We start from the raw sequence: 25,100 nt of genomic DNA on the forward strand, positions 1-25,100 counted from the left end.
TTAACCCCTTATTGAATTAACCAAAAACGCTCTTGCACTTTTATTTCATTAATAGAGCGATGGTATTTTTCCAATGAAATTAAAAGATTTGATTCATTCCCAAACAGAGGTTCTAGTTGAGAATCATAAAACAGAATGTTTTGCATTTTTTCTTTTAAATCAATATCCACCAATATAGCACGCATATCAAATTTATTATTTCGTAATAAAGCATTTTCCAAACTATCGGGATTAACAATAGGGTATTCACCTAAAACATAGGGAAAGTCTTCATAAAGTAATATTTTTAACTTATGTGAGCCTTTTATATTGTGCACAAGATTATTTATTATAATGTGGTCTACATGTCGACCTATTCCTAAAGGGGCATAGATATAATCAGGTTGATAATTTAACAATATTTTGTCGATAAGATCTTGAGCCATATCGGATGCATAATCTGATTTATGTGCCAAGCCACTATAAATCCCGGCAGAATTATTATACATAGGCTCACCGTATTGATCGATTCTGTAAATGCAATCTAAAATTTTACCATGTATTGGAATTGCTGATAATTTATTGCAAAAAGCAATATCCTCATTAGCTCGCTTTGAATAAAGTTTTATAAATGAATTCATATTATCATTACTCTCAGAGCGTAAGTAATGAGATGTAAGATTTTCGTCATATTCAGTAAAAAATGTTAAAACAACCACCTGTTGATTTTCTGAAACCAATTTATGTATTAAACCACCAGCGCTTAAAGCCGCATCATCTAAATGGGGGGATAGAAATAAATGCATCATTTTAAATCTCCATACAAAGGCTGTTATATTTTATTTCCATCAGTACGATGTAAATAGCGGCTAAATCAATGCGTATTCCATCTCTGTTTTTTATAAAATCTGAATTATTAATATTTGGCTTTTCTTTGGACTGGACTCTTTCATCATCGGCATAAAATTCTTTCATTATATCAAACCAACTAGCATGAATTCTTTCTGCCGCAATTTCTATTATACTGTCACTGTGACCTAATATTGTCATTAAATCTGAAAAAATGGCATCGTTTGTAGAAAGTAACATCTCATAATTAAAATTGTCGGATGCAATATTGTCATCGTATAAATAAATATTTTTCATAGCTTCCGATATAATACTCAAGTCGCTCTTGATTAGCCTCTTTTCAAACTTCTTCTCTTTTTCTGTGAATGCTTGATAAGGTTTTAAAAAATTAACTTGCAAGTTGTACTCAATTTCAAGTTTTGTGATTGAATCTTGCGTAGCGGTTCTATTATCGATTAAATATTTTGCACACCATAAATCATGTATGCAAGAGGCAAGAATATCTAAATTACCGTCCTGTTCCAAGAACGCACATATCTCAGAGAATAGTTTAATTTGTGACCCATTTAGCTGGGTATTTAAAGTTACATGGCCAGGGTTAAATATAAATGAAGCTTGTTTTAATCTTCTTTGAATCTCTTTGGTTAGATATGTTGAATTTGAATTAATTTCATTATTCAACAGATTTTTGTTATTTTCTTTATTCATGAGTCATCTCCTTTTCTTTGTTCATTGACCTTATTTCCGTTGATGATATATCTAAGCGAAATAAATTTTCTGGAATAGATTCAAATAAAAAACGGTGTTCCTTTCTAATATTCATCAAATCATCAACTGCATGATATTTATTATTAAAAAAACGCCCAGCGACCAGAAATCGACAATCATTACTCTTAATTGTCATAAGAGATTTTTTTAACCCCTCTTCACCGCCATAATAGACAGGGTTATTAATTTCTTGACATAAATCAGCGCCAATGACGAAAATTGCTCCTTGATAAATATGCGATTTATCAGTAAAAAACGTAGCATCACTTAAAATTACATCACCCTTCTCCTTGAATTGCCCTATCCTCTTGAAAACTTCATCGGTTGAAATGGTCAGTTTTACCGCATTTTTAATTGACAGTTCATAATAGGGCTTTCTTTTAGTCATCGTTGTAGCGATTTCTTTTAATTCTTCATGACCTTTATGAAGTGGATTGAAAGAGCCAGATAAAATTAAAGTATCTTTCCAGTCTATGTTTGTATTGCTAAAGTCCCCTTTTCTATCAATATGTATATAATTCAACTTGCCATCAATTAAATCGTTTATATAACGCTCATTATTGTTAGGCATATTCATATATATTTCCACATGTTATTATTGTTAATAAAATATATGTTAATTCCTTATGATTACATATATTTCTAAAATTTTATCATTGTATTATTTACTAATGTTGATTAATAACAAATTTTTATTTTCTTGAAATAAATATCAAATTAATTTACTTAGCTATTTGTTAGCAGCGAATCCCTGTATTTTAAACATTAAAGCTATGAATTTTAAATATTTTATTCACAGTTACATTTATTACTGAATCACCTAAGTTATCTGAATTATTCTCATTAATTATCACTATTTTCTTCACAACTTCCCTCAGTGATTTCAATCAAGGCAGATTTTATTTTTAAAATATCTTCCGTTGTATGCGACGTATCAAGGCTAACCCGAACAGCACCATCAGGATAAGTGCCAAATTTTTTATGGGCTAATGGTGCGCATTGCAATCCAGGACGGGTAATAATATTGTATTTGTTCTCAAGTATATAAGAGACTTCTCCGGGATGATAACCTTCTACTGTCAAAAGAATTGTTGGCAATCCTACTTTATGTTTACAGATTAATTTGATCTTCTTTAATTGTGATAACTCATCTATAAGAGTTGTACGCAGAATTTGTAATTGATTTTGAATATTCTCTATGCCAATTTTTTTCAAACGCTTTATAGACGCCAACAATGAAAGTATGCCAATAGTGTTTTGTGTTCCTGATTCATACTTGTATGGTATTCCAGTTGGCTGCGTTGTTAATTTTGATAATACACCTGTCCCACCTTGAATTAATTCATTATGAGAGAATCCATTATCAAGCATAAAGTACCCCCCAATACCTGATACTCCTCCTAAGCTTTTATGCCCGCTAAAAACAAGGTAATCAATATTACCTTTCGATAAATCAATTACTTGTGAACCAAAAGATTGTGAACCATCAACTAAAACCATCGCACCGTATAAATGCGCAAGTTTTCCTGCCTCATCTATATTGCAGAATGTACCAATAGTATTGGAGCAACTATGAACCACTACTAACTTCGTTTGCTTATTCTTTAATAAAGATTCCAAATGCGGCATATCAATTTCACCATCTGTCACATCGATAAATTGACTAGTTACCCCAATATCTTTTAAATGCTCTAAGGGCCTAAGTACTGAATTATGTTCTAAATAAGTCGTAATGACATTATCACCCGGTTTAAGCGTACCTTTCATACATTCGTTGAGTGAATACGTTGCTCCTGAGTTAAAAATGACTGTCCCATGACCATTTAATTTTGTTTGTTCGATGAATTCATGTCGGCACTCTTCAACCAGTTCAGTAACCTTTTTAGATTGTTGCGATAAAGATCGCCCTGGAGTTACCCCAAGCGTGTCTAAGTACATATTTATTATATCTTTCACTTCTTGTGACTTTGGCCATGAGGTAGAAGCTACGTCTGCATATAACATTCTTCAATCTCCATATGATCATTAATATATAATTTAAATTTTTTAGCAGTCGCATCCATCTCCCTTATTCCTTCATTATCTCTCCAATCAGATCTTTCAGGCACATTTAAACTATTTGCCAATACTGTTCTTATCATTCCTCTCTCAATGAAATCTGATTCACCTATCGTAAAAACATATTTACTACCACTGTCTTCAACGTAAATATAGGGGCCAATCTCACCGAACATCTTAAGTTCATCCAATGAGTTTATTGTATGCATTTTAAATTGATCCTTTAATTTATTATGAAGATCAATCTCCGAGGGGAAACAACATAAGTGTGCATGATAACAATACTTTTGATTTGGGTCCATGACGATACAACCACCGGCTCGTCCATTTTCATAACAAAGAGGATTGTTTATATTGTAATATTCGCGATAAAAATCATTTATTATATTCTTAAACTGTTTCAACTCTTTTATTGCCTCTTCATCGTATATCTCTGCAAAGCACCGGTATCCCCCTGAATCAGTCTCACATTTGTTAGTGGCAATGATAATATAGCCCTCAATTATCTGGCCTTTGGGTACGAATGCATAGAAATATTTTCCTCGTAAAAGTATTTTATCTTTTTCAAAGGAAGACTCTGGGTGACAAAAAATACATCCCATATTAAACTCCTTTATCGCTTGTCTATTCTGCTGATAAATATATTTTCATGACACAAATTGAAATCTTCTTCGGTATGCCAGGCAATCATCATGCTAAACCTATTTATAATGCTATATTTTCCCAGTCTGCTTTGCAGTTCAGAATAAATAGGATTTGGTAAGATTATTCTGCATTTCCCCCTAATAGCGAGACAAGAATCAATTATAGCTAGAACTGCATAGGGAGCTGTGTTTGACAAACCTATCACTTCTACCGTGGTATCATCAAAACCTAGTATCGCGACTTCTTCTCCAACAGTTAATAACTTAATATCTCTATAGCGAGGACACTGCTTTGCGTAAGCAATCCAATTGTTATTTACTTTCCTGCCGAAAAAATTGATTTTATTAATATTATCTATTTCATTAAAATCATTCAGATCTACATCTATTTTGGTATCTCCTTCCACTACTATTTCTGTAAAATCAAAAACGTTCACTTTGCTACAGATATATTTCTCAAAAATTTTTGAATAACATTTGATCTTTCTTTCATCTGAGTAACAAATCGTCGCATCGATATCATCACGGTGTGTTTGTCTCACACTTTCTATTACCAAAGTTCGCGATTTTACACTTTCATTCACACCAAAATCGCTAAGTATATTAACGGATACTCGTCTGTGTTTAAGATTAAACTCACACTTTCTTGTTATAACAATTGACAAGTATATATCGTTTATCTTATATAAACATGCTTTTATCTCACTAGAAAGATTAAATTTCTTTTCTTTCAAATTTTTCCAAATAAAATAATCCAAGCTTCCTATATCACGCTTATAAAAATCATTGATTAGAATATAATTATCTTCCGTTATATCTTCATAGACTAGGGTTACTCCATTCTCCATTATTTTGTCCCATCATTTATATTGGCGACAATTGCTTTTCATTTTCAGTTTATATTCATTTCCGAGCATATGAAATCATGAAATATTGTATTTTATGACCTGTATCATAATTTAAAGATACAACAGGATAAAAAACTGCGATTATTTATCCTGAGAAATCAAATTGAAGTCTCCATCAATCATGCAAGCATATGGATAAAAATAGGGTCTTTAAAGAGAATAATCTTTCATAAATTCTATGTGATGGGACTTTAAATGAAATAATCACATTAACAAGCCCCCTGAATTAAATACGATAAGCTATTTCTGCATGCCGAATAATATTCTTTACGATAGCCAAGGTGATTTTGCCAGTACCAAATTCATGGAATACTTAATCATCAGTGTATATTTCGACGTGCATGAGCGCAGCTTGAATCACTGCACGATCAGCTATCCTGTGACGATTTCCCGCCCGACTGAACCCGAAGATTCCCACTTCATTGGCTGTCTTTCTCATGCTTGACAAGTCTGACACAAGCCTCAGTGGGCAGAACGACGAGTTCTGCCGCTTTTACTGAGGCAACGCCATATCAAATATGGACTACGATACGTTTACCATCAGGAAGTTGAACATCAAGGCTCAACTCTCCACCTAACGCTGCAACGTAGCGTTTCAATGTTGAAAGTTTAGGGTTATTACCAGGCTGTTCTATTTTAGCAATAGTCGGTTGCTTGACTCCAAGTGCAGTTGCCAGCTCAGTTTGTGAAACATCGAGAGCCTCACGGATCTGATAAAGCCCTATCTCCCGTTTCATTTCATCAACTTTTTTAGCAATCCTACAGCGGCTTTCAGGGCTGCGTTTTTCAAGCAATTCATCAAGTGTGATCATACTCAGTTTTCCAAGATGGGTAGGAAATTAATTCACACGATTATTTTACCTCCTGCTTTTACAAGAATTTCATTAATAGAGTCAAAATATGGAAGGAGGGGTTAATAATGCCCTAACCCCATAGCACAGAGAATTACAACGTAATTTGTGGGTTCTGGATACCACAGGCTTGCGCATAGCGCACTAATGTTTCTATACTAGCTTTTGTTACATTATTTTCCATTTTCGTCACCGTTGGCGGCGTAACCCCCATTCTTTCCGCGACTTGCGAGCGAGTAAGTCCAGCAAACTTACGCCACTCTGCAAGTGTTTCTTGCAATCTTTCCTTACGTTCTTCAGCTTCATAAGCGGCTTTAAATTCAGAGTCTTTCATCATTTCTGCCAGAATCTCTGAATGTGTCTTATATTTCTTCATGTTTCATTTCCTCCAATCTGCGAAATGCTAAAGCTATCTCACTTGGGTTGATTTTTTGTGTTTTCTTTATATAAACTTGCAGAATATATATTTGCTTACCTGTCTGATATACCCATAATCCGCGTGCTATATCTCCCCCCATTGTTCGAACTTCGTAAAGACCATTTCCCAAATGTTTTGTGTCCGGTTCACGTAGTGAGCGAGGATCTTTTTCTAGCTTTCCAATCAACCTTACAAGTTTTACCCCTACTTTTGCTGGCAAAGACTTAATTTCTTGTTCGGCCTCATCATGGTATTTAACTATAAACACTCTAATTTCCTCCTAATGCAAAAAATTAACTCAAAGGGAAATTTTCATCAAGAGGAAAATTGCATTTTAATGAAATATCACTTCTGACTAGATTTCTTGACCATAGATTCCATCTATATAGCATTTGACCTATATTGAACAATAAGTAATCATGTAGACTATCGAGACGACGGACATCTTTTGATGCGTTGTTCGATGCTTTAGATGGCACCGACAAGGCCAATGTGCTGGCTTCAATAATAGCACTTCGGGAAAGAGGCCCTATGTTGCCCAGGCCATACGCAGATACTGTGAACGGTTCATGCCACAGCAACACGTGTCCAAAGCAAAGGCGATCCGCTCCGAGCATTCTTTGCGTTCGACCCCAAGCGGAGAGGAATTTTGCTTTGCGCCGGTAACAAAACCGGAAACGAGAAACGGTTTTATGAAACGATGATTCCGATTGCTGACCGTGAGTTCACGGCACATCTGGAAAAGCTAAAAAAGGAGTAAACACTATGGCAAGAACTCTTGATCAAATATTAGCAAATGAAAAAAACGAAGTTGTTGCCAATGCACAAGCTGCGGCAACGGAGATGTTGCTAAACATCCATCTGGCAGAACTCCGTGAGCGGGTACAAAAGACTCAAGGAGAAATAGCTCTGGCTCTTGGCATCAAGCAACCCACGGTTTCTGACATGGAGAAACTTGGCCGCGACTTGAAATTGTCTTCCCTCAAACGTTACGTTGAGGCAACGGGTAGCAAGCTGCGTCTCGATATCGAGTTACCCGACGGTACCCACTACGGATTTTCCGTTTAACCACAAACGCCCCGGCAGCCCTCGCGGATATATTCAAGATCAATGTCCGCATCGACTTTACGTGCCAGATGATTGTGAGGAACAAGGTCTCAAGTGAACTCTTGTCGGAAAGAAAAATTTGGGAAGAGGATTTTTAACGTGGCGGCAAGTTCCATTTTGTAAACGAAACCCGATTAAAACAGAGCGCCAAGTAAAAAATTGGCACGTTATCAAAAAGTTGAAATGCCCTCTCAAAAAGGAGGGCATTTAGTTAGCTAGCGTGTTCTAAGAATTACTTCTTATCGCCACCAAAACCGGCATTCAATAGTTCTGCCAAGTTTGCAGTTGCTTCATCTACACTCACTTGTGGTGCTTCAGAAGGCTCATTCAACTGACGACGACGCATGCGATCCTGATGGTAAGCATAACCGGTACCGGCAGGGATCAGACGACCAACGATGACGTTTTCTTTCAAGCCACGCAGTTCATCACGTTTACCCGCAACCGCAGCCTCAGTCAGTACGCGGGTCGTTTCCTGGAACGATGCCGCAGAGATGAAGGATTCAGTTGCCAGAGACGCTTTGGTGATACCCAACAGGTCACGGCCATAAGTTGCAGGCACTTTACCTTCTTGCTCCAGCTTACGGTTTGCCACTTTAACGCGGGCATATTCAACCTGTTCGCCTTCCAGGAACTCGGAACTACCTGCGCTTTCAATGGTCGCTTTACGCAGCATCTGACGAACGATAACCTCAATGTGTTTATCGTTAATCTTAACCCCTTGCAGGCGGTAAACTTCCTGAACTTCGTTGGTGATGTAACGAGTAACCGCATGAACACCACGCAGGCGCAAGATGTCGTGTGGAGATTCTGGACCATCAGAGATCACGTCACCACGTTCAACCACTTCGCCCTCGAACACGTTGAGCTGACGCCATTTAGGGATCATCTCTTCGTAAGCATCACCACCATCTAATGGGGAGATAACCAGACGGCGTTTACCCTTGGTTTCTTTACCGAAGGAGACAATACCGCTGACTTCAGCCAGGATAGCAGGCTCTTTCGGACGACGCGCTTCGAACAAGTCAGCAACACGTGGCAGACCACCGGTAATATCTTTCGTACCGCCGGATTCCTGAGGAATACGCGCTAAGGTGTCACCCGCAGAGATGCTGACGCCATCGTCTAACTGAACAATCGCTTTGCCCGGCAGGAAATATTGAGCAGGCATATCAGTACCTGGAATCAATACATCATCACCATTGGCGTCAACGATTTTCAGCGCTGGACGCAGGTCTTTACCACTACCGGTACGCTCCGCACTATCCAGAACAACCAGTGAAGATAGACCTGTCAGTTCGTCCGTCTGACGGGTAATGGTTTGACCATCTATCATGTCAGCGAAACGGATGATACCAGATACTTCACTGACAACCGGCATGGTATGTGGATCCCAGTTAGCAACGGTTTCACCGCCGTTAACTGTTTCGCCATCACCTTTACCCAGTACCGCACCGTAAGGTACTTTATAGCTCTCTTTAGTACGGCCAAATTCGTCGATCAAACACAGTTCGGTGTTACGGGAAGTAATCACCAATTTACCTGCGGAGTTGGTCACGGATTTAGCGTTAAACAGTTTCAAGCTACCTTTGTTACGCACCTGAATGCTGGATTCGGCTGCCGCACGAGATGCCGCACCACCGATGTGGAACGTACGCATCGTCAGCTGTGTGCCCGGTTCACCGATGGACTGAGCCGCAATAACACCAACCGCCTCACCTTTATTGATGATGTGTCCGCGAGCAAGGTCACGACCATAACAGTTCGCGCAAACACCGAAGTCAGTTTCACAACTTACAACGGAGCGTACTTTAATGCTGTCAACGGAGCTTTCTTCTAACAGATCACACCATTTCTCGTTCAGCAATGTATTACGCGGCACCAGAATGTCGGCAGTACCTGGTTTCAGAACATCTTCCGCTGTCACACGACCCAATACACGCTCACGCAGCGGCTCTTTAACATCACCACCTTCAATAACCGGCGTCATCAGAATACCGTCGTGCGTACCACAGTCATCTTCTGTAACAACCAAGTCTTGCGCCACGTCAACCAGACGACGAGTCAGGTAACCGGAGTTCGCTGTTTTCAGTGCGGTATCCGCCAAACCTTTACGAGCGCCGTGGGTTGAAATGAAGTACTGGAGTACGTTCAAACCTTCACGGAAGTTCGCGGTAATTGGGGTTTCGATGATGGAGCCGTCTGGCTTAGCCATCAAGCCACGCATACCCGCCAACTGACGGATCTGAGCGGCAGAACCACGCGCACCAGAGTCAGCCATCATAAAGATGCTGTTGAAGGAAACTTGTTGCTCTTCTTCTCCATCACGATTAGTGACTGTTTCAGTAGACAAGTTTTCCATCATCGCCTTAGCAACACGCTCGTTTGCCGCAGCCCAGATATCGATAACTTTGTTATAACGTTCACCGGCTGTAACCAGACCAGACTGGAATTGCTCCTGAATTTCAGCAACTTCTGCTTCGGCTTCTGCAATGATGCCCGCTTTTTTCTCTGGGATAACCATGTCATCGATACCAACAGACGCACCTGAACGCGCAGCGTAGGCAAAGCCGGTATACATGATCTGGTCAGCGAAAATAACCGTTGGTTTCAGGCCCATCACGCGGTAACAGGTGTTCAGCATTCTGGAGATAGCTTTTTTACCCAGTGGTTGGTTAACCAGCGAGTAAGGCAGACCTCTTGGTACAATCATCCACAGGATTGCACGACCAATGGTCGTATCAATCAAACTGGTATTAACTGTGATATTGCCTTCGCCATCTTTCACTTCTTCAGTGATACGCACTTTAACGCGGGCATGCAAAGAAGCCAGCCCTGCGCGGTATACGCGTTCAGCTTCTTTAGGCCCAGTCAGCACCATGCCTTCGCCTTTGGCGTTAACACAGTCACGGGTCATGTAATACAGACCCAGAACAACGTCCTGAGATGGAACGATGATTGGCTCACCGCTCGCTGGAGACAAGATGTTGTTGGTAGACATCATCAGCGCGCGCGCTTCTAACTGGGCTTCCAGTGTCAGCGGTACGTGAACAGCCATTTGGTCACCGTCGAAGTCGGCGTTATATGCCGCACACACCAGTGGGTGCAACTGAATCGCTTTACCTTCGATCAGAACCGGTTCGAACGCCTGAATACCCAAACGGTGAAGTGTCGGCGCACGGTTCAGCAGAACTGGGTGTTCACGAATAACTTCATCCAGGATATCCCATACCACCGCCTCTTCACGCTCAACCATCTTTTTAGCGGCTTTAATCGTCGTCGCTAAACCACGCAGTTCCAGCTTGCCGTAGATGAATGGCTTAAACAGCTCCAGCGCCATCTTCTTAGGCAGACCACACTGATGCAGACGCAGGTAAGGACCTACCGTGATTACAGAACGACCAGAATAGTCAACACGTTTACCCAACAAGTTCTGACGGAAACGACCTTGTTTACCCTTGATCATATCAGCCAAGGATTTCAGCGGACGTTTGTTAGAACCGGTAATGGCACGACCGCGACGACCGTTATCCAGCAAGGCATCAACCGCTTCCTGCAACATACGTTTTTCGTTACGGACGATGATATCTGGCGCAGCCAAATCTAATAGGCGTTTCAAGCGGTTGTTACGGTTAATAACACGACGATAGAGATCGTTCAGATCCGAAGTGGCAAAACGGCCGCCATCCAGTGGAACCAATGGACGTAAATCCGGTGGCAGAACTGGCAGAACCGTCAGAACCATCCATTCTGGTTTGTTGCCAGACTGAATAAAGGCTTCCAACAGTTTAATACGTTTGGTCAGCTTCTTACGTTTAGTTTCAGAGTTAGTTTCATTTAACTCTTCACGCAACGTTTCACACTCATTTTCCAGATCGAGATTTTTCAGCAAAGACTGGATAGCTTCCGCGCCCATCTTCGCATCGAATTCATCACCAAACTCTTCCAGTGCATCCAAGTATTGCTCTTCTGTCAGGATCTGACTGCGTTCCAGGCTGGTCATACCGCCTTCTACAACCACATAGGATTCGAAGTACAGTACGCGCTCAATATCACGCAGTGGCATATCCAGCAACAAACCGATGCGGGATGGCAATGATTTCAGGAACCAAATGTGCGCCGTTGGAGAAGCCAGTTCAATGTGACCCATACGTTCACGACGAACTTTAGTCTGGGTAACTTCTACACCACACTTCTCACAAATTACACCACGGTGTTTCAAGCGCTTGTATTTACCACACAAGCACTCATAATCTTTTACCGGTCCGAAAATACGGGCACAGAAAAGGCCGTCACGCTCAGGTTTGAACGTACGGTAGTTAATTGTTTCCGGCTTTTTCACTTCACCGAATGACCACGAACGGATCATATCTGGCGAGGCCAGAGCAATTTTGATCGCATCAAACTCTTCGGTCTTAGTTTGCGCTTTCAGAAACTTCAATAAGTCTTTCACGAAATGGCTCCTGTCGGAGTTAGACCTGTCAGGAGAGCAGCCCATGCCGCTCTCCCCTATGACCAGTGCAACCACTGGCTGGTAAACTGCCCGTCATCTCCATTCAGGGCAGTACCAGCGGGAATACGATTTATTCGTCTTCCAGCTCGATGTTGATACCCAGAGAGCGGATCTCTTTCAACAATACGTTGAAGGATTCCGGCATACCTGGCTCCATCTGGTGGTTGCCATCCACGATGTTTTTATACATCTTGGTACGGCCGTTAACATCGTCGGACTTGACGGTGAGCATTTCCTGCAAGGTGTACGCGGCACCATATGCTTCCAATGCCCACACTTCCATCTCACCGAAGCGTTGACCACCGAACTGCGCCTTACCACCCAGCGGTTGCTGAGTAACCAGGCTGTACGAACCGGTTGAACGGGCGTGCATTTTGTCATCCACCAGGTGGTTCAGCTTCAGCATATACATGTAGCCAACGGTAACCTGACGCTCAAATTGCTCACCGGTACGACCATCAAACAGAGTAATTTGACCAGAAGTTGGCAAGTCACCCAGTTTCAGCAGCTCTTTAATTTCTTTCTCTTTCGCACCATCAAACACAGGTGTCGCAATTGGCATGCCTTTCTTCAGGTTTTCTGCCAAACGCATAACTTCTTCATCAGAGAAAGTGTTCAGATCAACTTTCTGACGGGTTTCATCACCCAGATCATAAGCTTTCTGGATAAATTCACGCAGTTTGGCAACTTCCTGCTGCTGTTTCAGCATCGCATTGATCTTGTCGCCAATGCCTTTCGCAGCCATACCCAGATGCGTTTCCAGGATCTGACCAATGTTCATACGTGATGGTACGCCCAGTGGGTTCAGTACGATGTCTACCGGCGTGCCGTTTTCATCGTAAGGCATATCTTCGATCGGGTTGATCTTGGAGATAACACCTTTGTTACCGTGGCGACCCGCCATCTTATCACCCGGCTGAATCTGACGTTTAACCGCCAGATAAACTTTGACGATTTTCAGCACACCCGGTGCCAAATCATCACCTTGAGTGATCTTACGACGTTTAGCATCCAGCTTTTTCTCGAACTCAGCTTTGAGCTCGTCATACTGTTCAGCCAACTGCTCCAACTGATTCTGTTTCTCTTCATCAGCCAGACCCAGCTCTAACCAACGCTCACGAGGCAGTTTATCCAGCTTCTCAGCTTCGATGCCGCCAGCAATCAAAACAGAACGGATACGTGCAAACAGGCCAGCTTCAAAGATTTGCAACTCTTCTGTCAGGTCTTTCTTCGCCTGACGCAGTTGCATCTCTTCGATTTCCAAAGCACGTTTATCTTTCTCTACGCCATCACGGGTAAATACTTGTACGTCGATAACCGTACCGGATACGCCATTTGGTACGCGCAGAGAAGAGTCTTTAACATCAGACGCTTTCTCACCGAAAATAGCACGCAGCAATTTTTCTTCTGGCGTTAGCTGAGTTTCACCTTTAGGTGTCACTTTACCAACCAGAATGTCACCGCCGGTCACTTCCGCACCGATATAAACGATGCCAGACTCATCCAGTTTGGAGAGCGCAGCCTCACCCACGTTAGGGATGTCAGCAGTGATCTCTTCAGGCCCTAATTTGGTATCACGCGATACGCAAGCCAATTCCTGAATATGAATAGTTGTAAAGCGATCTTCCTGGACGACACGCTCAGAAACTAAGATGGAGTCCTCGAAGTTATAACCATTCCACGGCATGAACGCTACGCGCATGTTTTGGCCGAGTGCGAGTTCACCCAAGTCAGTGGATGGGCCATCAGCCAGTACGTCGCCGCGTTCCACCGGTTCGCCCAAAGAGACGCACGGCATCTGGTTAATACAGGTGTTCTGGTTAGAACGGGTATATTTAGTCAGGTTATAAATATCAATACCTGCTTCACCCGAATACATCTCATCTTCGTTTACTTTAATAACAATACGAGATGCATCAACGTACTGAACCACACCACCGCGTTTAGCAACAGAAGTTACACCGGAGTCAACCGCTACTGCGCGTTCCATACCTGTACCAACCAGCGGCTTATCAGCACGCAGCGTAGGAACAGCCTGACGTTGCATGTTTGCACCCATCAATGCACGGTTTGCGTCATCGTGTTCCAAGAATGGGATCAAGGAAGCACCAACGGAAACCACCTGCTGGGTAGAAACGTCCATATATTCAACCTGTTCACGGTTAAATAAGCTGGATTCGCCATAACTACGGCAAGTTATCAGATCTTCAACGAAGTGGCCTTCATCATCCAATACGGTGTTTGCCTGCGCGATAACGAAGTTACCTTCTTCAATCGCAGACAGATAATGAATTTCATCCGTAACAACACCATCACGAACCAGACGATATGGGGTTTCAAGGAAACCATACTCGTTAGTCTGCGCATAAACAGACAATGAGTTAATCAGACCGATGTTCGGACCTTCCGGGGTTTCGATTGGACATACGCGGCCATAATGGGTTGGGTGTACGTCACGCACTTCAAAGCCAGCACGCTCACGGGTCAAACCACCTGGACCCAACGCAGAGATACGGCGTTTGTGAGTGATTTCAGAAAGCGGGTTGTTTTGGTCCATGAACTGAGATAGCTGGCTGGAACCAAAGAATTCTTTCACTGCGGCTGAAATCGGCTTAGCGTTGATCATGTCCTGAGGCATCAGTGTATCCAGATCACCCAGAGACAGACGCTCTTTAACCGCACGCTCGACACGTACCAGACCAACACGGAACTGGTTTTCCGCCATCTCACCAACAGAGCGGATACGACGGTTACCTAAGTGGTCAATATCGTCGACTTCGCCTTTACCATTACGGATATCAATGAGTTTCTTCATGACATCAATGATGTCATTTTTACTCAGAATACCAGAGCCTTCGACTTCTTCCCGACTCAATGAGCGGTTGAATTTCATACGACCAACAGCAGAAAGATCATAACGATCTTCTGAGAAGAACAGATTTTCAAACAGATTCTCTGCTGCTTCGCGGGTCGGTGGCTCCCCAGGACGCATCATACGATAAATCTCAACCAAAGCGCCCAAACGGTCATTGGTTGGATCAACACGAAGTGTCTCGGAAATATATGCACCGTGATCTAAATCGTTGGTGAACAGTGTTTCGATAGATTTGTGACCAGCCTGGCTCAAACGTGCCAGCAGATCTAAAGAGAGCTCCATGTTAGCAGCACAGATAATTTCACCTGTATTGACATCAATGTAGTCTCTTGCAACAACTTTACCCGCAATGTATTCAACAGGAACCTCAATACGGTTCACTTCGTCTTTTTCTAACTGGCGGATATGACGTGCGGTAATACGGCGGCCTTTTTCAACATAAACCTTGCCGTTTGCTTCAATATCAAAAGAAGCAGTTTCACCGCGCAAACGTTCTGGCACCAGCGTCATTTGCAGTCTGTTGTCACGAATTTCGAAAATCGTTTTACTGAAGAACAGGTTCAAGATCTCTTCAGTGCTGTAATCCATTGCCCGCAGAATAATCGTTGCCGGCAATTTACGGCGGCGGTCAATACGTACAAACAGATTATCTTTTGGATCGAATTCGAAATCTAACCAAGAACCACGGTAAGGAATAATACGCGCGTTATACAGCACCTTACCGGATGAGTGAGTTTTACCCTTATCGCTGTCAAAGAATACACCAGGACTACGATGCAACTGGGAGACAATAACCCGCTCAGTACCATTGATAACAAAGGTACCGTTGTCAGTCATGAGCGGAATTTCACCCATGTAGACTTCTTGCTCTTTGATGTCTTTGACCGTGCCTTCCGGTGCTTCACGTTCATAGATAACCAGACGCAACTTAACGCGTAGAGGCGCAGAATAAGTTACACCACGAATCTGGCACTCTTTAACATCAAACACTGGCTCACCAAGACGGTAGCTAACGTATTGCAGCTCCGAACTGCCGCTGTAGCTCTGAATTGGGAATACAGAACGGAATGCCGCTTCTAAACCATTCTGGCCTTCTGGATCTTGCTCGATAAACTTCTGGAACGAGTCAAGTTGGATAGAAAGGAGATAAGGTACGTCCAACACTTGGGGACGCTTACCAAAATCCTTACGAATACGTTTTTTCTCGGTATAGGAGTAAACCATAGGGTTCCTCAGCTCGCTGATCAGTGACCCACTCTGCCCGCCCTAAAGGACAGCTCTTTACGACACTGTTTTTTCGAACAGAAAATTGAATTATTTTCCGTAATACTCATTGCTATTACTCTTAAATCATTTCATTGCGTTACCTTACTACCGAGCTACCCGAGTGGATCGTAGCTGAGAACGCAGTATATTAAGTCGTCAATAGGAAAAAGTATTTGGGGGTTAATTAACAGCCAAACAGTGGAAATGCTGCTAATGCCCTACAGCGCAAAAAGGCTGGTGATTAATAAATCACCAGCCGTCAGCCTTTAAAGTCAGGCTGCTAACTCAAAACTGAACTTACTTAATCTCAACAGAAGCACCAGCTTCTTCCAGAGATTTTTTCAGTGCTTCAGCGTCATCTTTGCTGATAGCTTCTTTCAATACAGCTGGAGCGCTTTCAACCAGATCTTTAGCTTCTTTCAGACCCAAGCCAGTTGCGCCACGTACTGCTTTGATAACAGCAACTTTGTTGCCGCCAATAGCGGACAGAACAACGTCAAACTCGGTTTTTTCTTCAACAGCTTCAGCCGCACCAGCAACAACAGCTACCGCTGCCGCAGCAGAAACGCCGAATTTCTCTTCCATTGCAGTGATCAGCTCAACAACATCCATAACGGACATTGTGGCAACTGTGTCCAGAATTTGTTCTTTAGTGATAGACATAACAAGTGTTCCTAAAATTCAGAAATAATTTATACGTTAAAAAGCACGAAGGAGACTTAGCGATTAAGCCGCTTCTCTCTTCTCGCGTAACGCAGCCAGAGTACGAACCAGTTTGCCTGCAACGGCTTCTTTCATGGTGGACATCAGGCGTGCGATTGCTTCTTCGTAAGTTGGGAGTGTCGCCAAACGGTCAATATCGGCCGCAGAGATAAACTCACCTTCAAAGGCTGCTGCTTTAATCTCGAATGCTGGATTCGCTTTCGCGAACTCTTTGAACAGACGAGCAGCGGCGCCCGGATGTTCGTTAGAGAAAGCAATCAAGGTTGGACCAATAAACGCTTCTTTCAGGCACTCATAGGCAGTACCTTCAACAGCACGGCGGACCAGTGTATTACGTACAACACGGATGTAAACGCCAGCTTCGCGACCTGCTTTACGCAGTTCAGTCATTTTATCTACGGCAACGCCACGGGAATCCGCAACAACCGCAGACAGCGCGCCTTTGGCTACTTCGCTGACTTCAGCAACAATCGCTTGTTTGTCTTGAAGATTTAGTGCCATTAGCTTTTTGCTCCTGGATTAACCGGGAAAAACCCGGAACTCACATAACTCATAACACTAAAAAGTGCCTGAGCTCTAAAACACGGTGAGCAGAATCCAGAAATGAATGTCATTTGGCTCTGTCACCGTCTACGCAGGAATATTAAGTAATTACTTACACCTGCGGTCTTGGACGGGGCTTGGATTAGGCCAAGCTCCAACCGAAAATTTTTTATTTAGCTAATAAAAAACTCACTAGCCAAATACAAGGCGCCAAATTTTAGACAAATCTGACGCCAAGGTAAAGCGATAATCACATTCAGCTAAAATTAAGCTGAAGCGCTCAGACCTGATTGGTCAATCGCAACACCTGCGCCCATAGTAGTGGACAAGCTAACTTTCTTAATGTAAACGCCCTTGGCAGAAGATGGTTTAGCTTTTTTCAGCGCAACCAGCAGAGCTTCCAGGTTTTCTTTCAGTTTGTCAGCATCAAAGTCGACTTTGCCAATGGTGGTGTGGATAATGCCGTTTTTATCGTTACGGTAACGAACCTGACCCGCTTTAGCATTCTGTACAGCTTCAGCAACGTTAGGAGTTACAGTACCTACTTTAGGGTTTGGCATCAGACCGCGTGGACCCAGGATTTGACCTAATTGGCCAACGACGCGCATTGCATCTGGAGAGGCGATAACAACGTCAAAGTCCATTTCGCCTTTTTTAACCTGCTCAGCCAGATCTTCCATACCTACCAGCTCAGCGCCCGCTGCTTTAGCAGCTTCTGCATTTGCGCCTTGGGTAAATACAGCTACGCGAACGGAACGGCCAGTACCGTGAGGCAGTACTGTTGCACCACGTACGTTCTGGTCAGATTTACGAGCGTCGATGCCGAGGTTAACAGCAACGTCAACGCTTTCCACGAATTTAGCGGTAGCCAGCTCTTTCAGCAGAACAACGGCTTCGTTAATGTCATATTGCTTAGTCGCATCCACTTTTTCGCGGATTGTGCGCATGCGCTTGGTCAGTTTAGCCATCGATTAACCCTCCACTACCAGGCCCATGGAACGAGCAGTACCTTCAATTGAACGCATCATTGCTTCAACGCTGGCACCTGTCATATCCGCAGCTTTAGTTTCAGCAATTTCACGAACTTGCGCGCTGGTTACTTTACCAACTTTGTCTTTGTTCGGTTTGCCGGAACCTGATTTAATGCCCGCTGCTTTCTTCAGCAGAACAGCCGCTGGTGGGGTCTTAGTAACGAAAGTGAAAGAGCGATCAGAATAAACGGTGATCACAACAGGAATTGGCAGACCTTTTTCAATGCTGTCAGTTTTAGCATTGAACGCCTTACAGAATTCCATGATGTTGACACCCTGCTGACCGAGAGCAGGACCTACTGGAGGGCTTGGGTTAGCCATACCAGCTGCAACCTGCAACTTGACATAGGCTTGTACTTTCTTAGCCATTGATAATTTTCCTCTATGTGGGTGGTATCGCCTTTGTTTAAAAGGCTCCCCTGTTATTTCAGCCCCGCCTTATTTCAGGCCAGACTACTAAAAAACAAAAGGCGCGAAATTGTATGTTAATTTCTCACCTATTGCAAGCCAGTAAAAAATATGCTCGGAAATTACGCCTTTTCTACCTGGCTGAAATCCAGCTCAACGGGGGTCGCGCGACCAAAGATAGAAACCGAAACTTTCAGGCGGCTCTTCTCGTAATCGACTTCTTCCACAACACCATTGAAGTCTGCGAATGGACCATCGCTGACACGAACCATTTCGCCTGGTTCGAACAATGTTTTTGGCCGGGGTTTATCACCAACCTGCTGAAGACGATTCATAATCGCATCAACTTCTTTATCACTGATTGGCGCCGGACGGTCAGATGTGCCACCGATAAAACCCATGACGCGTGGTACGCTGCGAACGAGATGCCATGTCGCATCGTTCATGATCATTTGTACCAGCACATACCCAGGGAAAAATTTGCGTTCACTTTTGCGACGCTGGCCGCTACGAATCTCAACAACTTCCTCTGTTGGCACCATTACTTCGCCAAAAGAATCTTCCATATCATGTAATTTGATATGTTCACGTAAAGATTGTGCAACGCGACCTTCAAACCCAGAAAATGCCTGTATAACATACCAACGTTTTTTTGGGGAATCTGACATCTTAGAACCTCAGGCCTGTAATAAATGAAACTAAACGCACCAGGATACCGTCAAGACCCCATAGGATCAAAGACATCAATGCAGTGACTGCCGCAACAATCAAAGTTGTATGCAGCGCTTCCTGGCGAGTTGGCCAAATAACTTTACGCATTTCAATGCGGGCTTCGCGGGCGAAAGCCAGTGTGGTTTTCCCTTTCGCAGTCCAGAGCGCAACTGCTCCCGCAAGAGCAACAATAACAACAACCGCCATCGCGCGTAGAGGAAGGCTATACTCCCGATAAAGGTAGTTTCCAACGATAGCAACCGTTAATAAGGCTGCCACTAATAGCCATTTCATTACCTCAAGACTACGCCTGCTTTCTTGAGCATCGCTATTCGCACTCATAAACCAACCTGTAACTATGATTTAAATAGATAGCCAGCTTGCCTCGCAAGAGCAAAACAAATCAGACCGAACCAAAAGATTTGAGTGATTGTATCTGACTTGGCGCCATAATTCAGTATGACATTGTATATCTGAGAGAGATATAGCCAATTCGTTGCATCAGAGCCTATCTCACCAATAATTAAAAACAACTATTGATGAGATAGGTTCTTATTAAGACAACGTACAAAAAGGGCATCGGTTGATGCCCTTTTAGTGTAATCACATCAAAAAATTACGCGATAATTTTAGCAACAACACCAGCACCTACGGTACGGCCGCCTTCACGGATAGCGAAGCGCAGACCCTGGTCCATTGCGATTGGCGCAATCAGGGTCACTTTCATCTGAATGTTATCGCCTGGCATCACCATTTCCACGCCTTCTGGCAGCTCGATTGTGCCGGTTACGTCAGTTGTACGGAAGTAGAACTGTGGACGGTAGCCTTTGAAGAATGGCGTATGACGGCCGCCTTCGTCTTTGCTCAGAATATAAACTTCTGATTCGAAAGTGGTGTGTGGCTTGATTGAACCCGGTTTGGCCAGTACCTGACCGCGTTCGATTTCGTCACGTTTGGTACCACGCAGCAGAACGCCCACGTTCTCACCCGCACGGCCTTCGTCCAGCAGTTTGCGGAACATTTCTACGCCAGTACACGTGGTTTTCGTGGTGTCTTTGATACCAACGATTTCAACTTCTTCACCCACTTTAACAATACCGCGCTCTACACGACCGGTTACCACGGTACCACGGCCTGAAATCGAGAATACGTCTTCGATTGGCAGCAGGAATGGCTGGTCGATTGCACGCTCTGGTTCTGGGATGTAGCTGTCTAGGGCATCGGCCAGTTCAATGATCTTCGCTTCCCACTCTGCATCGCCTTCCAGCGCTTTCAGCGCGGAACCACGGATAACCGGGGTATCGTCGCCTGGGAAATCGTACTGAGACAGCAGCTCACGCACTTCCATCTCAACCAGTTCCAGCAGCTCTTCATCGTCTACCATGTCACATTTGTTCAGGAATACGATGATGTAAGGAACGCCTACCTGACGACCTAACAGGATGTGCTCACGAGTCTGCGGCATTGGGCCGTCAGTCGCAGCAACTACCAGGATTGCGCCGTCCATCTGAGCCGCGCCGGTGATCATGTTTTTCACATAGTCGGCGTGGCCTGGGCAGTCAACGTGCGCATAGTGACGGCTTGGGGTATCGTATTCTACGTGAGAAGTAGAGATGGTGATACCACGCGCTTTTTCTTCTGGCGCGTTATCAATTTGGTCGAATGCGCGAGCGTTACCACCGTAGGTTTTAGCCAGTACAGTAGTGATAGCAGCAGTCAGGGTAGTTTTACCGTGGTCAACGTGGCCGATAGTACCAACGTTAACGTGCGGTTTTGTACGTTCAAATTTTTCTTTAGACACGACTCTATTCCTTAATATCGCTCCCTCATCATAGGGGAGGGAGCTGAATCTAGATATTAAACCCGAAAAACTTATTTAGCTTTACGAGATTCGATAATAGCCTGAGCGACGTTGCTCGGCGCTTCATTGTACTTCAGGAACTCCATAGAGTAAGAAGCACGACCTTGGGTCTGAGAACGCAGGTCAGTAGCATAACCAAACATTTCAGATAATGGTACCTGAGCACGTACGATTTTGCCGGTAGTCATATCTTCCATACCGTCAATCATACCACGGCGGCGGTTTAGGTCACCGATAACGTCACCCATGTAGTCTTCTGGTGTTTCAACTTCAACTTTCATGATAGGCTCCAGCAGAACTGGTTTCGCCTTCATAAAGCCTTCTTTGAAGCCCATAGAACCTGCGATTTTGAACGCCATTTCAGAAGAGTCAACTTCGTGGTAAGAACCATCGAACAGCGCCACTTTAACGTCAACAATCGGGTAACCGGCCAGAACACCATTTTTCATTTGTTCCTGAATACCCTTATCTACTGCCGGGATATATTCTTTAGGAACAACACCACCAACGATTTCGTTAGCGAATTCGTAGCCTACGCCACCTGGTTCCATTGGCTCAATACGCAGCCATACGTGACCAAACTGACCACGACCACCAGACTGACGAACAAATTTACCTTCTTGTTCAACAGTAGAGCGGATGGTTTCACGGTAAGCAACCTGAGGTTTACCGACGTTCGCTTCAACTTTGAATTCACGACGCATACGGTCAACCAAGACATCCAAGTGAAGCTCACCCATACCAGCGATAATAGTCTGACCAGATTCTTCATCGGTAGACACGCGGAATGATGGGTCTTCCTGAGCCAGACGGCCTAAAGCGATACCCATTTTTTCCTGGTCAGCTTTAGTTTTTGGCTCGATAGCAACAGAGATAACTGGCTCTGGGAACTCCATACGCTCCAGAATAATTGGCGCGTTGATATCACACAGCGTATCACCAGTCGTCACGTCTTTCAGGCCAATCGCAGCGGCGATGTCACCTGCACGAACTTCTTTAATCTCTTCACGTTTATTAGCATGCATCTGAACGATACGGCCAAAACGCTCTTTTTTGTCTTTCACTGGGTTAAGAACGGTATCACCGGAATTAACTACACCAGAGTAGACGCGGAAGAAGGTCAAGTTACCAACGAATGGGTCAGTCGCGATTTTAAACGCCAGCGCTGAGAATGGTTCGTTGTCGTCAGAATGACGTTCTGCCGGCGTATCTTTACCGTCTGGCAGAATACCTTTAATAGACTCAACATCCGTTGGTGCTGGCAGGTACTCAACAACCGCATCCAGCATTGCCTGAACACCTTTGTTCTTAAATGCAGAACCACAGGTAACCAGGATGATTTCGTTAGTCAGAACACGATGACGAAGACCAGCTTTGATCTCTTCTTCAGTCAGTTCTTCACCGCCAAGGTATTTTTCCATCAGCTCTTCTGATGCTTCCGCAGCGGCTTCAATCAAATTGTTACGCCATTCTTCCGCCAGATCCTGCATCTCAGCCGGGATATCTTCATAAGTGAAGGTAGTTCCCTGATCTTCATCGTTCCAGTTGATGGCTTTCATTTTCACCAGGTCAACAACACCGGTGAAAGCATCTTCTGCGCCAATGGCTAATTGCAGAGGTACTGGGTTTGCCGCCAAGCGAGTTTTGATCTGCTCAACAACACGTAAGAAATTCGCTCCCATACGGTCCATTTTGTTAACGAACGCGATACGTGGAACTCTATATTTATTTGCCTGACGCCATACGGTTTCGGACTGTGGCTGAACACCACCAACCGCACAATAAACCATTACCGCACCGTCAAGAACACGCATGGAACGTTCTACTTCGATAGTGAAGTCAACGTGCCCTGGGGTGTCGATGATGTTAATACGGTGCGCGTCAAACTGCTTAGCCATACCTGACCAGAAAGCAGTTGTTGCTGCGGAGGTGATGGTAATACCACGCTCCTGCTCCTGTTCCATCCAGTCCATAGTAGCAGCGCCATCATGAACTTCACCGATCTTATGGTTTACACCAGTGTAGAACAGAATACGTTCGGTAGTGGTGGTTTTACCGGCGTCGATGTGTGCACTGATACCGATATTACGGTAGCGTGCAATGGGTGTTGTACGAGCCATTTGATTCCTCTATATCCTAGGACGTTCAATGTAAATCTGGGTGGCAGAACCGCCACCCAGGGCATCATCACTACGATGGGATTACCAACGGTAGTGTGCGAACGCCTTGTTAGCTTCTGCCATACGGTGAACGTCTTCACGTTTCTTAACGGCAGTGCCTTTATTTTCGGCTGCATCAGATAATTCGTTCGCCAGGCGCAGAGCCATAGATTTATCACCGCGTTTACGAGCAGCTTCAACGATCCAGCGCATTGCCAACGCATTGCGACGAACCGGACGAACTTCAACTGGTACCTGATAAGTAGAACCACCAACACGGCGGGACTTAACTTCCACGGTTGGACGCACATTATCCAATGCAAGTTCAAACGCTTCCAGATGTTCTTTACCAGAACGCTGAGCCAGGGTCTCAAGCGCACTATATACAATTGCTTCCGCAGTAGATTTTTTACCGTCTACCATCAGGATATTGACAAATTTGGCCAGTAATTCAGATCCGAACTTTGGATCTGGCAGAATTTTACGCTGACCAATTACACGACGACGTGGCATGGAAATACTCCGTTTCGAATTCAGGGTTGTCCAAAACTCTACGAGTTTATTTTGACATTAAAGTAAATAATGTTTGGCCTTACTTAACGGAGAACCATTAAGCTTTTGGCTTCTTCACACCGTACTTAGAACGACCTTGTTTACGGTCTTTAACACCGGAACAGTCCAGTGCGCCGCGAACAGTGTGGTAACGCACACCTGGCAAGTCTTTAACACGACCGCCACGGATCAGAATTACGGAGTGCTCTTGCAAGTTGTGGCCTTCACCACCGATGTAAGAAGAAACTTCGTAACCGTTAGTCAAACGCACACGACATACTTTACGCAGTGCGGAGTTTGGTTTTTTAGGGGTGGTGGTATATACGCGAGTACATACGCCACGCTTCTGCGGGCAAGCTTCCAGAGCAGGAACGTTGCTTTTTGCAACCTTCATGCTACGGGGTTTGCGCACCAGCTGGTTAATAGTTGCCATTATTAAAAAAACTCCTGGTTTTTTTGCTTCGTAAACACGGATTAAATCTCTTGTCTGCCCAACGGCAAAACACGAGGACGCGGAATTTTATGGCTGACTCGTCAGGGTGTCAAGAAATATACAGCGTTTTCTCAACTACCAGGCGAATTGTTGATGGTGTTTTACCGTCAGGTTAACAAAGTCAGTATAGTCGATCACTTGCACTTTGTCTGAAACCTGCCCGTTCAATCCCCGCGCTTCGACATCTTCTTTCAGCGCATACAAGGCTGCGCCACAACTGATCAGAGTCGGCAGATAACAATTACCGTCAATTCCTGCCAGTACGCCATCCTGAATAAACAGGATGTCATCACCACGGGCAAGCAGCTTGAATATCGCATTGAAATCACATTGATAAGGCGATCGGCCAACAGTATATAGCATATTATTGTCCTTCCAATAGC

General features: G+C 43.9%; 24 protein-coding genes and 1 pseudogene. 3 read left to right on the plus strand and 22 right to left on the minus strand.

All coding sequences use genetic code 11. The features are described from left to right. Nucleotides 1–8: 8 nt before the first annotated feature. The 6 genes from EAE93_RS14150 to EAE93_RS14175 form a co-directional block, all read right to left on the minus strand. Complete coding sequence (locus EAE93_RS14150; RefSeq protein ID WP_065823565.1) at nt 9–788, minus strand: PIG-L family deacetylase; 780 nt, start codon at nt 786–788, stop codon at nt 9–11. Nucleotide 789: 1 nt separating this feature from the next. After that, nucleotides 790–1,536 carry a hypothetical protein gene (locus tag EAE93_RS14155; protein ID WP_214039933.1) on the minus strand — a complete coding sequence of 249 codons (747 nt, stop codon included), beginning with the start codon at nt 1,534–1,536 and terminating at the stop codon, nt 790–792. Then, nucleotides 1,529–2,173 carry a nucleotidyl transferase family protein gene (locus EAE93_RS14160; protein WP_214039934.1) on the minus strand — a complete coding sequence of 215 codons (645 nt, stop codon included), beginning with the start codon at nt 2,171–2,173 and terminating at the stop codon, nt 1,529–1,531. The genes EAE93_RS14155 and EAE93_RS14160 overlap by 8 nt, the downstream gene beginning before the upstream one ends. 266 nt (nt 2,174–2,439) lie before the next feature. After that, nucleotides 2,440–3,600, minus strand: coding sequence for an aminotransferase class V-fold PLP-dependent enzyme (locus EAE93_RS14165; protein WP_214039935.1), 1,161 nt, complete (start codon nt 3,598–3,600; stop codon nt 2,440–2,442). Continuing rightward, nucleotides 3,582–4,256 carry a hypothetical protein gene (locus tag EAE93_RS14170; protein WP_110086721.1) on the minus strand — a complete coding sequence of 225 codons (675 nt, stop codon included), beginning with the start codon at nt 4,254–4,256 and terminating at the stop codon, nt 3,582–3,584. Before EAE93_RS14170 ends, EAE93_RS14165 begins: the two co-directional genes overlap by 19 nt. A gap of 11 nt (nt 4,257–4,267) precedes the next feature. Then, the gene (locus EAE93_RS14175) at nt 4,268–5,146 is read right to left on the minus strand and encodes a hypothetical protein (RefSeq protein WP_214039936.1); all 879 of its coding nucleotides are present in this window, start codon (nt 5,144–5,146) and stop codon (nt 4,268–4,270) included. 310 nt (nt 5,147–5,456) lie between these two features. Here EAE93_RS14175 and EAE93_RS14180 point away from each other — a divergent pair, with 310 nt between their 5' ends. Then, complete coding sequence (locus tag EAE93_RS14180; RefSeq protein ID WP_146110628.1) at nt 5,457–5,651, plus strand: hypothetical protein; 195 nt, start codon at nt 5,457–5,459, stop codon at nt 5,649–5,651. A 67-nt stretch (nt 5,652–5,718) separates the two neighbouring features. On the opposite strand, the gene EAE93_RS14185 is transcribed toward EAE93_RS14180, so the two are convergent. The 3 genes from EAE93_RS14185 to EAE93_RS14195 form a co-directional block, all read right to left on the minus strand. Continuing rightward, complete coding sequence (locus EAE93_RS14185) at nt 5,719–6,018, minus strand: helix-turn-helix domain-containing protein (protein ID WP_036813555.1); 300 nt, start codon at nt 6,016–6,018, stop codon at nt 5,719–5,721. A 133-nt stretch (nt 6,019–6,151) separates the two neighbouring features. Then, nucleotides 6,152–6,433, minus strand: coding sequence for a helix-turn-helix domain-containing protein (locus EAE93_RS14190; protein WP_012776543.1), 282 nt, complete (start codon nt 6,431–6,433; stop codon nt 6,152–6,154). Then, nucleotides 6,420–6,743, minus strand: a complete 324-nt coding sequence (locus tag EAE93_RS14195) for a type II toxin-antitoxin system RelE/ParE family toxin (RefSeq protein ID WP_036813552.1) — start codon at nt 6,741–6,743, stop codon at nt 6,420–6,422. Before EAE93_RS14195 ends, EAE93_RS14190 begins: the two co-directional genes overlap by 14 nt. Before the next feature lie 160 nt (nt 6,744–6,903). Here EAE93_RS14195 and EAE93_RS14200 point away from each other — a divergent pair. Both EAE93_RS14200 and EAE93_RS14205 read left to right on the plus strand, forming a co-directional pair. Continuing rightward, nucleotides 6,904–7,235: pseudogene (locus EAE93_RS14200) on the plus strand (type II toxin-antitoxin system RelE/ParE family toxin). A gap of 5 nt (nt 7,236–7,240) precedes the next feature. Beyond that, nucleotides 7,241–7,543, plus strand: coding sequence for a helix-turn-helix domain-containing protein (locus tag EAE93_RS14205; protein ID WP_046397659.1), 303 nt, complete (start codon nt 7,241–7,243; stop codon nt 7,541–7,543). Between the two features lie 271 nt (nt 7,544–7,814). On the opposite strand, the gene rpoC is transcribed toward EAE93_RS14205, so the two are convergent. From rpoC to tusB, 13 genes are all read right to left on the minus strand, one after another. Further along, complete coding sequence (gene rpoC, locus EAE93_RS14210; protein ID WP_040148998.1) at nt 7,815–12,035, minus strand: DNA-directed RNA polymerase subunit beta'; 4,221 nt, start codon at nt 12,033–12,035, stop codon at nt 7,815–7,817. Nucleotides 12,036–12,165: 130 nt separating this feature from the next. Continuing rightward, nucleotides 12,166–16,194: a DNA-directed RNA polymerase subunit beta gene (gene rpoB, locus EAE93_RS14215; RefSeq protein ID WP_036779928.1), complete on the minus strand. Its 4,029-nt coding sequence runs from the start codon at nt 16,192–16,194 to the stop codon at nt 12,166–12,168. A 339-nt stretch (nt 16,195–16,533) separates the two neighbouring features. Further along, entirely contained in the window at nt 16,534–16,899 is a 366-nt protein-coding gene (gene rplL / locus EAE93_RS14220) for a 50S ribosomal protein L7/L12 (protein WP_012776540.1), read from the minus strand. 63 nt (nt 16,900–16,962) lie between these two features. Beyond that, the gene (rplJ, locus tag EAE93_RS14225) at nt 16,963–17,460 is read right to left on the minus strand and encodes a 50S ribosomal protein L10 (protein WP_036813541.1); all 498 of its coding nucleotides are present in this window, start codon (nt 17,458–17,460) and stop codon (nt 16,963–16,965) included. 308 nt (nt 17,461–17,768) lie between these two features. After that, nucleotides 17,769–18,470: a 50S ribosomal protein L1 gene (rplA, locus tag EAE93_RS14230; protein WP_049585757.1), complete on the minus strand. Its 702-nt coding sequence runs from the start codon at nt 18,468–18,470 to the stop codon at nt 17,769–17,771. A 3-nt stretch (nt 18,471–18,473) separates the two neighbouring features. After that, nucleotides 18,474–18,902: a 50S ribosomal protein L11 gene (gene rplK, locus EAE93_RS14235; protein WP_036771650.1), complete on the minus strand. Its 429-nt coding sequence runs from the start codon at nt 18,900–18,902 to the stop codon at nt 18,474–18,476. A 161-nt stretch (nt 18,903–19,063) separates the two neighbouring features. Continuing rightward, nucleotides 19,064–19,609 carry a transcription termination/antitermination protein NusG gene (nusG, locus tag EAE93_RS14240; RefSeq protein WP_011144820.1) on the minus strand — a complete coding sequence of 182 codons (546 nt, stop codon included), beginning with the start codon at nt 19,607–19,609 and terminating at the stop codon, nt 19,064–19,066. A gap of 1 nt (nt 19,610) precedes the next feature. Further along, nucleotides 19,611–19,994 (minus strand): preprotein translocase subunit SecE, encoded by a 384-nt coding sequence (secE, locus tag EAE93_RS14245; protein ID WP_036771654.1) that lies wholly within the window; start codon nt 19,992–19,994, stop codon nt 19,611–19,613. A gap of 274 nt (nt 19,995–20,268) precedes the next feature. Then, on the minus strand, nt 20,269–21,453 hold the full coding sequence (gene tuf / locus EAE93_RS14250) for an elongation factor Tu (RefSeq protein ID WP_036779953.1): 1,185 nt from the start codon (nt 21,451–21,453) through the stop codon (nt 20,269–20,271). Between the two features lie 71 nt (nt 21,454–21,524). Continuing rightward, entirely contained in the window at nt 21,525–23,633 is a 2,109-nt protein-coding gene (fusA, locus tag EAE93_RS14255) for an elongation factor G (protein WP_110091219.1), read from the minus strand. An 81-nt stretch (nt 23,634–23,714) separates the two neighbouring features. Then, the gene (gene rpsG / locus EAE93_RS14260) at nt 23,715–24,185 is read right to left on the minus strand and encodes a 30S ribosomal protein S7 (RefSeq protein WP_011144816.1); all 471 of its coding nucleotides are present in this window, start codon (nt 24,183–24,185) and stop codon (nt 23,715–23,717) included. Nucleotides 24,186–24,282: 97 nt separating this feature from the next. Continuing rightward, complete coding sequence (gene rpsL / locus EAE93_RS14265) at nt 24,283–24,657, minus strand: 30S ribosomal protein S12 (RefSeq protein WP_011144815.1); 375 nt, start codon at nt 24,655–24,657, stop codon at nt 24,283–24,285. Between the two features lie 135 nt (nt 24,658–24,792). Then, nucleotides 24,793–25,080 (minus strand): sulfurtransferase complex subunit TusB, encoded by a 288-nt coding sequence (gene tusB / locus EAE93_RS14270; protein ID WP_214039937.1) that lies wholly within the window; start codon nt 25,078–25,080, stop codon nt 24,793–24,795. Nucleotides 25,081–25,100: the final 20 nt, after the last annotated feature.

The organism is Photorhabdus akhurstii (assembly GCF_018448925.1).
GTDB classification, from domain to species: Bacteria; Pseudomonadota; Gammaproteobacteria; order Enterobacterales; family Enterobacteriaceae; genus Photorhabdus; species Photorhabdus akhurstii.